Genomic DNA, 11,930 nt, shown 5'->3' with positions numbered 1-11,930 from the left:
GTCACCGGCGGCTCGCGCGCTGGGCGGCGTTGGGGGCCGAGTCGCAGCCGCTGCCCCTGCTGCGGGGCGTGTCCGTCATCGAGCCGGCGCCGCGGCTCTCCCGTCCCACGGAGGGCCAGGACCTCCTGGAGGACTACGCCGCCGTCGGGTTGACCCTCGGCCGCCACCCCGTGGCGCTGCTGCGCGGGCGCCTGGCACGCGAGAAGTGCCTGACCGCCGCCCGTCTCAACGCGCTGCCCCACGGCCGCCCGGCGCGGTTCGCCGGCATCGTCGTCACGCGCCAGCGCCCCGGCACGGCCAAGGACGTGACCTTCGTGACCCTGGAGGACGAGACGGGCACGGCGAACGTCGTCGTCTGGCGCGACCTCGCCGACCGCCAGCACCGCGAGCTGATCGGCGCACGGCTGCTGCTGGTCGCCGGGCGCATCGAGCGCGAGGGGGCCGTCGTGCACCTCATCGCGCGCCGCCTCGCGGACTTCAGCCACCTCCTCGGCGAGCTGACCGCGCCGTCCCGGGACTTCCGGTGAGGCCACCGTCGCGCGGCGGCCGCGCGCCCCTTCAGATGAGCAGGCGGTCCGCCTTGCCGAGCTGCACGACCTCGAAGGCCTCGGCGAGGCGGCAGCCGGCCGCCCGCCCCTGGCTGATGAGCCTGGCGAAGACCAGCTCCTCGACGGGCCAGGCGCCGTACATCCCCTTGTAGATCCCGAAGAAGGCGCGGATGCGCTCCTCCTGGGCGGAGACGTCGATCAGCCGCAGCGGCCGGCCGCCACGCTCCTCGTGCGTCAGGTAGATGCTGACGTGCTCCCGCTGCACCTCCTGGCCGGCGGCGAGCGGAATGCGGGCGTAGGAAACGGCGTCGAGGACGATCGCGTGCGTGTTGCGGTGATCGGGGTGGCCGGCGCCGACGGCGCGGTGGAGGTTCCAGGTCACGACGATCGTCGGCTTCCAGGCGCGGATGACCTCGGCGACCGCGAGCGCGTTCTCACGGGTGTGGACGACACCGGCGTCCGGGAAATCGAGAAACCCGGTCGCCGCGCCGAGCAGCGTCCCGACGCGCTCGGCCTGCCGCGCGCGCTCGCGGATCTTCGCCTCGCGGTCCATGGCCAGCACGGTCGTGCTCTCGCCCCGCGTGAGCCAGAGCAGCCGCACCTGATCGCCGGCGTCCGCGTGGTTGGCGAGCGTGCCCACGCAGGAGACCTCGTCGTCCGGGTGCGCGAATACCGCCAGGATCCGTTCCATCGCGTGCGGGTACCTCTTCTCCGGGGCGCCCTCGGGCCGGCAGCCCCGGCACCTCCGCTAGCGGCCCGCGTCTGTGTCGCGCAGGAGCGTGTACTTCGGACCCTTGAGCAGGTAGCGCGCGTCGGACTGGTGCGGGTCGTGGCAGTCGGAGCAGTTCTTTCCGCGCGCATTGCACGCCGACGCCGTTGCGCCGCCGCCCGTGGCGTGGCACGTGCCGCAGAGCAGCGCCTGATCGTCGCGCAGGTGGGCGGTCCCGTAGCCGCTGTGCGGGTCGTGGCAGACGAGGCAGGCCCCCACGCCGAGGGGCCCGTGCAGGTAGCGCTTTCCCTCGTGGCGGTCGTGGCACTCGTAGCAGAGGGCGGCGTTGTCGGCGCTCGTGCGCATCGCCTTCTCGTCCCCTTCGTCGTGGCACTCGCGACACTCCTGCTGGCTGGCGGTCCGGTGGCCGATGGCTCGGCGCGCGTAGCTGCCCCCGCCCTTGTCACCGTGGAAGATCTCGCCGCTCCAGAGCACCCGCTCGCCGAGGGCGATCTCGCAGCGGTTGACGCCCTCGCGGAGCGTCAGCCACGTGGAGAAGTCGCGTTCCCCGGCCCGCACGTGGAAGGACGTCCCGTTGAGCCGGACGGTGAGGTGCCCGCCGACGGGCGAGGAGAACCTGCCGATGAGCGCGACGCGCTCCTCCGGGACGAGCGCGCGCTCGGGGGGCGAGAGGATCTCGATGGTCGGCTCGTCCACCGGCGCCGGCGCGTGGCAGGCGAGACAGAGTTCCCGCTTGAGGTTCGGGAGCCGCAGGGCAATGCCTGCCGCGGCGCCATCCCCGTGGTGCCGGTGACAAGTCAGGCACGTGACGCTGCCGTCCGCCGCAAGCGGCAGGTCAACGTCGGCGCGCGGCGCCGTCGCCTGGCGCCCGCCGTGGTGCCGCCCCTCCTCGCAGGCGCTGTGGCATTTTTCGCAGGCGTCGGCATTTCCAGCAGCGTCCGTCGCGAGTTTGCGCTCGTCGACGGTGGTCACGTCATGCTGGCGGATCTCGCGAAGCGGTTCCGCCTGCAGGTCGCGCTGCCATGCCCGGGCCGGCCCGGGCAGCAGGAAAAACAGGCATGCCGCGAGATTTGCGGTCAGGGCCGCCAACCTCGGGATCCAGTGTCGCACGGCGATGGTCATGGTTCCTCTCTTTCCGCTCGAAGCAGTTTGCATCCCAATGAATGCAAATCTCCTGCCAACCGGAAAGAGAGGGCGCTGGCGCGCCGGCGGTGCTCTAGCCTGCCGCCGGCCCGCAGACCTCGACGACGCCGTTGACCGCGGTCGGCTTCCTGAGGCTGTCGACCACCGGGCAGTGCTCGATCACCTTCTCGGCGAGCGCCCGGACCCGCGATGGGTCGTCCGGGCTGACGACGCGCAGCACGTACCTGACCTCGCTGAAGCCGGCGGGAACGTCGCCGACCATGAAGAGCCCGCGCAGGTCGAGTGAGCCCTCGACCTGCGCCTCGACGGAGGTCACCGTGAGCCCCTCGTGCTCGGCGAACTCGAAGAACGCCGCCTCGATGCAGGCGGCGAACGCCGTGAGCAGCAGCTCGATGGGGTTCGGGGCCTGGTTCTCGCCGCCCGCGGCCTCGCCGTAGTCCGACTTCACCAGGTGCTCGCGCACCCGGGTCTCCGTGTAGAGGTTGCGGACGTGCCGCGAGCTGACCTTCGGCGCGTAGGCGGCCGCCTCCGGCCTGCGCGTGAAGTGCTCGATCCGCGTCGCGACGATCTCCTTCAGGCTCCGCCTGCCCATGGCCGTCCCCTCCTGGTGGATGCCGTCAGCTCCGCGGGCGGACCCATTCCGCCCCGGGAGGCACAGTGTCCCCCGGAGGGACGCCGGTGACAAGCGGTCTGCGCTACTTGAGCGAGTCGACGCTGAGGAACTGGCTGCCGCCCTTGGTGATGACGGTGCCGTTGACCGTCACCTTGCGCGCCATGTTCTCGAGGACCGACGCCGGCAGCGCGGTTGCCGCCTTGTTCGGGAGCAGCACGTAGACCTTGTCCGTGCCGTCCTCGAGCAGCCCGACGGGGATCCCGGCCTTGGCGCAGGCGAGGGCGCACTCGCGGTGCCCGTCGCCCTTGGCGCCCTCGGTGGCGTAGCAGTAGGTGTCGATGATCTCGCCCTTGATCGAGACCTTCTCCTGGCCCGCGGCCGCCGCCAGGGCGGTCATCCAGGGGGCCAGCAGCATGGCGAGCGCGATGCCTGCGAGACAGAGCTTCTTCATGGCGTCCTCCTTGTCCTGAGGTGACGGCGGCAGGCGCATTCCTCCGCCTTTCAAAAAAAGTAGGAGTCGCGCGGAGGCGCCGCTATGGAGTGTTCGCCCCAGGGCCGGCATCCCCGGCCTGCGCCCGGTCCGGTCCGCAGCGCTCGCGCTCGCTCGCCCGCGGGTCGTGCCACGAGGTCCCCGGGGGGACGAGCGCGCCGGCCGCGGGCGGTCCCCAGCTGCCCGGCTCGTAGAGGGCCGGCGGCGTCCCGGCGCGCAGGAGCGGCTCGACGATGCGCCACTGCTCCTCCACGCGCGCCTGGGTGCCGAACAGCGTCTGGTCCCCCGCGAGCGCGTCCCCGATGAGCCGCTCGTACGGCGCCAGCGCGTCGCCCTCGTTCTGGCACACGACCAGCTCGACGTCCTTGCCCTCCATGCGCTCGCTCGGGACCTTGACCCGCACGCCGAGCGCGATGAGCACCTCCGGGCTCAGGCGCAACCGCAGGTGGTTCGAGGAGACCGGCACGGCCTCGCCGAACGTCTCGCGCGGCGGGCGCTTGAAATCGACGGTCACCGTCGTCGAGGTCACGGGCAGGCGCTTGCCGGCACGGATCAGGAAGGGCACGCCGGCCCAGCGCCACGAGTCGATGAACAGGCGCACGGCGACGAATGTCTCGACCCGCGAGTCGGGGGCGACGCCGCGCTCCTCGCGATAGCCCCGGAACTGGCCGCGCACGGCGTCCGCCGGGTCGAGCGGCCGCACGGCCCGCAGCAGGCGGGTCGCCTCGTCGCGCAGCGCCTCGACCGAGGAGCCGCTGGGCGGGTCCATCGCCAGGTGCGCGACCATCGCCAGCAGGTGGTTCTGGAGCACGTCGCGGACCGCCCCGGCCTCCTCGTAGAAGGCGCCGCGGCCCTCGACCCCGAACTCCTCGGCCATCGTGATCTGCACGGCGGCGATGTGGTCGCGGTTCCAGATCGGCTCGAAGATCGCGTTGGCAAAGCGGGTGTAGAAGATGTTCTGCACCGGCTCCTTGCCGAGGTAGTGGTCGATCCGGAACACGGCCGCCTCGGGGAAGATCGGCGCGAGGCGCGCGCCCAGCTCGCGCGCCGAGGCCAGGTCGCGGCCGAACGGCTTCTCGACCACGACCCGCGCGCCGGCGGTGCAGCCCGCCGCGCTGAGGCCGGCGAGCACCGGCTCGAACATGGACGGCGGGATGGCCAGGTAGTAGAGCGGGCGCTGCGCCGCCCCGAGCGCCGCGCGCAGCGCCTCGAACGTCGCGCGGTCGCGGTAGTCGCCGCCGATGTACCCAACGAGCGAGGCGAGCCGCTGGAACGCCGCCTCGTCGAGCGCGCCCTGCCGCTCCAGGGCGTCGCGGGCGTGCCCGAGGAACCGTGCGCGGTCCCAGTCCTCCTTCGCCACGCCGACGATCGGGACCGCCAGCCGCCCGCGGCGCACGAGCGAGAGAAGCGCGGGGAGGATCTTCTTTGCCGCGAGGTCCCCGGTGGCCCCGAAGAAGACGAAGGCGTCGGCCGGCTGCGTCGTCACGGTCGCGCTCCTCCCTGCGGCCCGGCGGCGGCCGCATCCGCGAGCTTCTGGCGCGCGCCGCCGGCCACGAGCGCGATCAGCGCGTAGGCTGCGGCGACGAGCAGCAGGAACGTGCGCGGCTCCATCCCCGGCTCGACGATCCGGCCGCGGTCCACGCCGTTGAGGCCGAGCAGGTAGGCCTCGAGGTTTGCGATCGCCGGCTGCGTCAGCGCATTGGCATCACCGAACGCCGGCATGGAGATCGCGGGCGCGCGGCCCTCCGGCACCGACCCGTGCTGAATGAAGGTGTCGATGTGCTCGGCGAAGCGTGCGGGGTCGGGGTCGCGCAGTGCCGGGTCGATGGGGGCGAGCGTGGGGACGGTGCCGTCGGCGGCCCCGGGGTTCGATACGCCGCGCGCGCCCCGCGGGCCGTGGCAGCCCGCGCAGTCCGCCGCGAAGAGCTGCGCGCCCCGCTCGGCGTTGCCGATGATGGCGGCGGCCCGCCCTGGTGCGGCGCCGCCAGCCGCCGCAGTGGCGGAGGACCCGGCGCCAGCGGCGGGGAGCCAGACCGCGCCCGCGTCGGCCGCCGCGGTCCCGGCGAAGCCCGGGCTGCGGTGTCCCGCGACGCTCAGGGCCGTCAGCGTCGCGGCGAGCGCCACCCCCGCGGCCAGCGCGAGCGGGCGGCGCAGCGGATTGCGCTCGGGCCGGCGGTCGACGAAGGGGAGCAGCAGGAGCAGGGCCGCGAGGGCGGCGGGCACGCCGACGGTGCCGAGCGGCTCGAGCGGCCCGCTGAAGTACTTCAGGCTCTGGTAGAGGAAGAGAAACTCCCAGTCCGGCTTCGGCACGTAGGCGACGTCCAGCGTGTCGGCGGGCCCCGCATAGCCGGGAGGGGCGAGGGCCGCGAGCGCGACGAGCGCCAGCAGCGCCAGCGAGATCGCGACCGCGTCCTTGAAGACCTGGTCGGGCCAGAAGGGGCCGTCGGGCGCGCGGCGGCCCTCGTCCCAGGGGCCGGAGAGCCCGAAGCGGCGCATCGCGACGACGTGGACCGCGGCCAGCCCGAGCAGCAGCGCCGGGAGCACGAGCACGTGCAGCGCGAAAAAGCGCGTCAGCGTGAGTTGCCCCATCGATTCGCCGCCGCGCAGCAGCAGCTTCTGGACGCCGCCCACGAGCGGCACGCTCCCCGCGACGCTTGTCCCCACCTGCGCGGCCCAGTAGCCCTTCTGGTCCCACTGCAGGGGGCCGCCCGTGAAGGCGAAGCCGAGGACGACGGCGAGAAGCCCGCAGCCGGCGAGCCACGTCAGCTCGCGTGGCCGCTTGTAGGCGCCCCAGAGGAAGCCGGTCGCCAGGTGCGCGAGCACGAGGGCGACCATCGCGGTCGCGCCCCAGAAGTGCAGCCCGTGGATCAGCCAGCCGAAGGCGACGCGCGTGCGCAGGAAGCAGACGCTGTCGTAGGCGTGGTCCACCGTCGGCGCGTAGAACAGCAGTTGCGCCAGCCCCGTGGCCGCCTGGACGCCGAACACGGCCAGGACCAGCGCGCCGGTGCTGTACGCGTACCTGGCGCCGCCGGGGATGCGCTCGTCCAGCAGGAGCGAGCGCAGCGCCGCCACCGGCCAGCGCTCCCCGATCCATTCCGCCGCCCGCGCGAGCATCTGCGCCACCCTAGACCGCCGTCTTGCGCGCCACGCCGGCGCGGAACTGCGTCCAGCGGACGTAGAGGACGCCAGCGTCCACCCGGTGCTCCAGGGTGTCCAGCGGCCGCGGCGCGGGGCCGGAGAGCACCCGGCCGTCGAGCGCGAAGACGCTCGCGTGGCAGGGGCATTCGAAGCGCCCGCTCCCGGGGTTCCAGAGATAGTGGCAGCCGAGGTGCGGGCAGACGGGCGAGTAGACCTCGATGTTCCCGGCGCCCGAGCGCACCGCCCAGACGGAACGCAGCTCCGGGGTACGGAGGAATGCGTCCTCCCCGAGCGTCTCGAACTTCATCTCGAGCGGTGATCCCGCCCCGAGCGCGTCGACCGGGCCGACGCGCGACCACGCGACGCCGCTCGCCGGCGGCGCGACGAAGAGCGCGCGCACGATGGGCAGGCCGAGCGTGGCCGCGGCCGCCGCGGAGAGCGCGCCGACCGTCGTGCGGAGGAAGGCGCGCCTGCGCGAGGCGAAGTCGAGGTCCGGATCGGGCATCGCACCCCCAATATAGGCCATGGCGCGCTCAGAAGCCCGCCGGCCCGAGCGCGCGGAGCAGGCCCTGCAGCGGCGCCGGGGCCGTCCCGAGCCAGAGGAGTACGGCGGCGAGTGCCGCGAGCACCGCGTAGCCGTGCGGGGGTGCGGCAGAGGTGTGGCGCACTTGAGCCTCCGGCGCGGCGAGCATCGCCACGATCGGCCGCACGTAGTAGAACAGGCCGAGGACGCTGCCGGCGATGAGCGCGGCGACCGGCGCGCTCAGGCCGGCCTCGACGCCGGCGCCGATGAGGTAGACCTTCCCGATGAAGCCCCCGGTCAGCGGCAGGCCCGCCAGCGACAGCAGCGCGATGGCGAGGACGGACGCGAGGAACGGCCGCCGCCGCGCAAGGCCCTCCAGCTCGGTCCCAGCGGCGCGTCCGTCCGCGCGGCGGCGAAGCAGCGCGAGGGCGCCGAAGGCCGCCAGCGTCGCCGCGGCGTACGCGACGAGGTAGAACGCCGCGGCCTCGACGCGGCGGGGACCGGCGGCCAGCACCGCCACGAGCAGGTAGCCCATGTGCGCGATCGACGAGCCGGCGAGCATGCGCCGCGGATCGCGCTGGCGGAGCGCGACGAGGTTCCCGCCGAGCATCGAGAGCACGGCGAGCGTCGCGAGCAGGGCGGCGACCGGCGGCGGCGTCATCGCGCCGTCGGGCGCCGCGAGGCGCAGGAGCAGCACGGCCACGGCGCCCTTCGAGGCCGTCGCGATGAAGGCGGAGACCGGCTCGGGGGCTGCGGCGAAGACATCGGGCGCCCAGAGGTGCATCGGCACGAGCGAGAGCTTGAAGCCGGCGCCGACCACGATGAGGGCCAGCCCGGCGGTCGCCAGCGGCGGCACGGGGCCGCGAGCGAACGCCGCGGCGAGGGCCGCGAGCTGGAGGGTCCCCCACTCGAAGTACAGCAGGGCCGCGCCGAAGAGCAGCGTCGCGATGGCCACCACCGCGAGTACCAGGTACTTCAGCCCTGCCTCCACGCCTCGGGGGCCTGGGCGGCGGTAGGCGATGAGCGGGTAGAGGGCCGTGCTGAGCAGTTCCAGGCCCAGCACGAGCGAGGCCACGTGCGCCGCGGCCGCGAGCACCTGGGCGCCTGCTGCGGCGAGCAGCAGGAGCAGGTAGAATTCCTCCGGCCGCTCCTCGCGCCGCAGCTGTCGCTGCGCGAGGAGCGCCACGGCCAGCGTGGCCGCGAGGACCAATCCGGCCGCGAAGAGGGCGATGCCGTCCACCACGAGCAGCGGCCCCACGCGCCGCGGCGCCGCCGCCAGCGCCCCGGGGATCGCGGCGAGCGCCTCGCCGACGGCGAAGACGGTCAGGGCCAGCGCCACCCCGTGGCTGCGGGCCGCGGCGATGACGACCAGCAGGGCGACCGGGGCCAGCGCCGTGATGAGCAGCGGCAGCAGTGCGGCGAGGTCGGCGCGGCTCATGGCGTCCCCTCAGGCGCCGGCGGCTGCGGCGCAGGCTCGGGCTGCGGCGCGCTCCCCGGCGCGGCGATCGTCGCCAGGCCGTGCCGCGCGGCATCGAGGAGCGGCCCGGGATGGAGGCCGATGCCGAGCAGCAGCCCGCACATCACGGCGAGCGTGGCGGCCTCGCGCGCGCCAAGGTCGGCGACGCGGGGCCGCTCCGGCGCCGGGCCGAAGAGCGCGCGCTGGACGAGCACCAGGGAGGCGACCGCGGAGAGCACGAGCCCGGCGGCGCCGGCGGCGGCCGCCGGCAGGCTCGAGCGCGCCGTGCCCAGCAGCACGAGGAACTCGCCGAGAAAAGTGCCGAGGCCCGGCAGCCCGAGCGCCGCCAGGGCGAGCAGGAGGGTGGCGCCGCCGAGCCGCGGCGCCTCGTCCCAGAGGCCGCCGAGCCGCTCGAAGGAGCGCGAGCCGAGCCGCTCCTGGAGCGCCCCCGCGACGAGGAAGAGGCCGCCGGTGCCGAGCCCGTGGCAGACCATCTGGACGAGCGCCCCCTGGCGCGCGAGGTCGTTCCCGGCGAAGAGCCCGAGGAGCACGAAGCCCATGTGGCTCACGCTCGTGTAGGCGATGAAGCGCTTGAGGTCCCTCTGCCCGATGGCGAGCACCGACCCGTAGAAGATGCCGGCGACCGCCGCGGCCATGAGCGCCGGCGCGACCGCGGCCGCGGCGCCGGGAAAGAGGGGGATGGCGAACCGCAGCAGTCCGTAGGCGCCGGTCTTGAGCAGCAAGCCGGCGAGGACGATGCTCCCGGCGGTCGGCGCCTGGGTGTGCGCCTCGGGCAGCCACGTGTGCAGCGGGATCGCAGGGAGCTTCACGAGGAAGGCGGCGAGAAAGCCGATCAGCAACACCAGCGCGAGGCCCGGGGCCAGCGGCGTTGCCGCCAGTCGCTCCGCGTCGAAGGTGAGCATGCCGGTGGCGCGCTCGTGGGCGAGGGCGAGGCCCAGGACCGCCGCGAGCAGCAGCAGGCCGCCGGCTTGCGTGAAGAGCAGGAAGCGGACGGCGGCCCGCGCTCGTCCCTCATGGCCCCAGAGCGCGATCAGCAGGTAGACGGGCACCAGCATCAGCTCCCAGGCGAGGACGAAGAGGAGCAGGTCCCGCGCCAGGAACACGGCCGTGATGCCGCCGAGCGCCCAGAGGAGGCAGGCGTGAAAACCCGGCACCAGGCGCCGGACCTCGCGCCACGAGGCGAGCACGGCCGCCACGCCGAGCAGGGCGGTCAGCGCCACGAGCGCGAGGCTCGCGCCGTCGAGGGCCAGGTGCAGCCGCGCATCCCAGGCGGGAATCCAGGGGACGTCGAACTCCTCCAGCCACCCCGCGTCCGGCGGTCGCGCTCCGGAGAAGTGGCGCAGCCAGATGGCGGCCGACACGCCGAGGTCGAAGAGCATCGCGGCGAGGGCAAGCACGCGGGCGCGCGTTTCCCGCCCGCCGCCCGGAACGAGGGCAAGGATGCCGGCGGCGAGCGGCACGACGATCAGCAGCGCGAGCGTCATGCCAGCAGCACCAGCGCCAGAGCGGCCGCCGCGCCGAGCGCGATGCCGGCGGCGTACCAGCGCATCCGGCCCGACTGCGCGCGCGAGAGCATGCCGTCGGCGAGCAGGACGTACCAGGCGAGCCCGCGGAAGGGCAGGTCGGCGGGGTCGTCCCGCCCGGCGTCCGCCGCCCACAGCAGCGGCCGCACGAAGAGACGCTCGTAGAGCCAGTCGAAGCCCCAGCCGGCCACCAGGAGGCGGTGGAGCGGCCCGGCGGCGGCCGGGGCCCCCGTCGTTGCCGCGCCGGCGCGCCCGGGGCGGAAGAACAGGTACGCGAGCCAGGCACCGCCGAGCGAGGCGAGCACCGCGACCGGGCGCAGCAGGGGCGAGACCTCCGCGGCCCCTCCCGATTCCCCTCCCAGGACCGGCGCGAGGAAGGTGACGAACGCCGAACCGGTTGCGCCCGGCGGGGGGAGCGCGAGCAGGGCGCCCCCGATCGAGGCCAGCGCCAGCACGACCAGCGGGATGGTCATCGCCGGTCCCGTGGCGACAGACTGCGCGTCCGCCCCGTTGAACGCGGCGCGCGGCTCCCCGAAGAAGACCAGCGCGAGGATGCGGAACGCGTAGAGCGCGGTCAGCAGCGCGCCGGCGACGCCAGCCGCCCAGAGCCATCCGCCGGCCCAGGGCGACGACCACGCGGCGGCGAGGATACCCTCCTTGCTCCAGAATCCCGCGGTCACGAACGGCAGCGCCGCCAGCGATGCCGTGCCGGCGCCGAAGCACCAGAAGACCAGCGGCAGCCGCCGGCGCAGCCCCCCCATCGCCGCCAGGTCGTGCGTCCCGCCCGCGGCGACGATCGCGACGCCGGCTCCGAGGAAGAGCAGCGCCTTGAAGAAGGCGTGCGTGACGAGGTGGAAGATCGCGGCCGCCGGGGCGCCGACGCCGAGCGCGAGGTAGAGGTAGCCGATCTGGCTCATCGTCGAGTACGCCAGCGCGCGTTTGACGTCGCGCTGGACGAGGGCGCTGCAGGCGGCGAGCAGCAGCGTCGCCGCGCCGATCGCCGCCGCGGCGTGCAGGACCGCGGGGGCGAGCGCGAACAGGGCGCGGCTGCGCGCGACGAGGTAGACGCCGGCCGTCACCATCGTCGCGGCGTGGATCAGCGCGCTGACGGGCACTGGCCCGGCCATCGCGTCCGGCAGCCAGGTCTGCAGCGGCAGCTGCGCGGACTTGCCGAGGGCGCCGGCGAGCAGCAGCGCGGCGGCGGCGATCGCGACCGCGGACCCCGGCTGCCAGGCCGCGCCCGCGCGTGCCGCGACCTCGTCGATGCGCAGCGTCCCGAGGCGCGAGAAGATCAGGAGCAGCCCGAGCAGGAGGGCCGCGTCGCCGGCGCGCGTCACGACGAAGGCCTTGCGCGCCGCCCGGCCATTGGCGGGATCGCGGTGCCAGAAGCCGATCAGCAGGTAGCTGCACAGGCCGACGCCCTCCCAGCCGAGGTAGAGCACGAGGTAGTCGTCGGCGAGCGCGAGCAGCAGCATCGCGGCGACGAAGAGGTTCATCGCGGCGTAGAAGCGCCGCAGCCCCTCCTCGCCACGCATCAGCGCCACCGCGTAGAGATGGATCAGGAAGCCGACGCCGGTCACGACGAGACCCATCGCGGCGGAGAGGGCGTCGAGGCGCAGCGCGAAGGTCACGTCGATGCCGCCGGCCTCGAGCCAGCGCCCGAGGGGCACCGTGACCGCGCCGGAGGGCGGCGGCGCGAGCGCGAGGCGCGCGGCGGCGGTCCAGAAGAGCGCGGCCGCCGCGCC

11 protein-coding genes are annotated in these 11,930 nt (G+C 74.4%); 1 reads left to right on the top strand and 10 read right to left on the bottom strand.

Annotated elements, in window-relative coordinates; translation table 11 throughout:
* Positions 1-527: OB-fold nucleic acid binding domain-containing protein (locus VI078_02500; GenBank protein ID HEY5998153.1), on the top strand; the 527-nt coding region annotated here is incomplete at its 5' end.
* A 31-nt stretch (positions 528-558) separates the two neighbouring features.
* Here the strand turns inward: VI078_02500 and VI078_02495 are convergent.
* The 10 genes from VI078_02495 to nuoL form a co-directional block, all read right to left on the bottom strand.
* Positions 559-1,239 carry a PIG-L deacetylase family protein gene (locus VI078_02495; GenBank protein ID HEY5998152.1) on the bottom strand — a complete coding sequence of 227 codons (681 nt, stop codon included), beginning with the start codon at positions 1,237-1,239 and terminating at the stop codon, positions 559-561.
* Between the two features lie 57 nt (positions 1,240-1,296).
* A complete protein-coding gene (locus VI078_02490; protein HEY5998151.1) occupies positions 1,297-2,400 on the bottom strand; it encodes a cytochrome c3 family protein in 1,104 nt (367 codons plus the stop codon).
* Positions 2,401-2,494: 94 nt separating this feature from the next.
* On the bottom strand, positions 2,495-3,013 hold the full coding sequence (locus tag VI078_02485) for an OsmC family protein (GenBank protein HEY5998150.1): 519 nt from the start codon (positions 3,011-3,013) through the stop codon (positions 2,495-2,497).
* Positions 3,014-3,116: 103 nt separating this feature from the next.
* On the bottom strand, positions 3,117-3,485 hold the full coding sequence (locus VI078_02480) for a hypothetical protein (protein HEY5998149.1): 369 nt from the start codon (positions 3,483-3,485) through the stop codon (positions 3,117-3,119).
* Positions 3,486-3,567: 82 nt separating this feature from the next.
* On the bottom strand, positions 3,568-5,010 hold the full coding sequence (zwf, locus tag VI078_02475; GenBank protein HEY5998148.1) for a glucose-6-phosphate dehydrogenase: 1,443 nt from the start codon (positions 5,008-5,010) through the stop codon (positions 3,568-3,570).
* Positions 5,007-6,638, bottom strand: coding sequence for a cytochrome b N-terminal domain-containing protein (locus tag VI078_02470; protein ID HEY5998147.1), 1,632 nt, complete (start codon positions 6,636-6,638; stop codon positions 5,007-5,009). Before VI078_02470 ends, zwf begins: the two co-directional genes overlap by 4 nt.
* A 10-nt stretch (positions 6,639-6,648) precedes the next feature.
* Positions 6,649-7,167, bottom strand: a complete 519-nt coding sequence (locus VI078_02465; GenBank protein HEY5998146.1) for a ubiquinol-cytochrome c reductase iron-sulfur subunit — start codon at positions 7,165-7,167, stop codon at positions 6,649-6,651.
* 28 nt (positions 7,168-7,195) lie between these two features.
* Positions 7,196-8,623, bottom strand: a complete 1,428-nt coding sequence (locus VI078_02460) for an NADH-quinone oxidoreductase subunit N (protein ID HEY5998145.1) — start codon at positions 8,621-8,623, stop codon at positions 7,196-7,198.
* Positions 8,620-10,146, bottom strand: coding sequence for an NADH-quinone oxidoreductase subunit M (locus VI078_02455; GenBank protein ID HEY5998144.1), 1,527 nt, complete (start codon positions 10,144-10,146; stop codon positions 8,620-8,622). The genes VI078_02460 and VI078_02455 overlap by 4 nt, the downstream gene beginning before the upstream one ends.
* Positions 10,143-11,930 (bottom strand): NADH-quinone oxidoreductase subunit L (gene nuoL / locus VI078_02450; GenBank protein ID HEY5998143.1); only part of this gene is annotated, 1,788 nt, incomplete at its 5' end. The genes VI078_02455 and nuoL, both read right to left, overlap by 4 nt.

The organism is bacterium (genome assembly GCA_036524115.1).
GTDB lineage: Bacteria > JAUVQV01 > JAUVQV01 > JAUVQV01 > DATDCY01 > DATDCY01.
The sequence above is the reverse complement of the archived record's forward strand: the minus strand, read 5'-3'. Positions and strand labels throughout refer to the sequence as shown.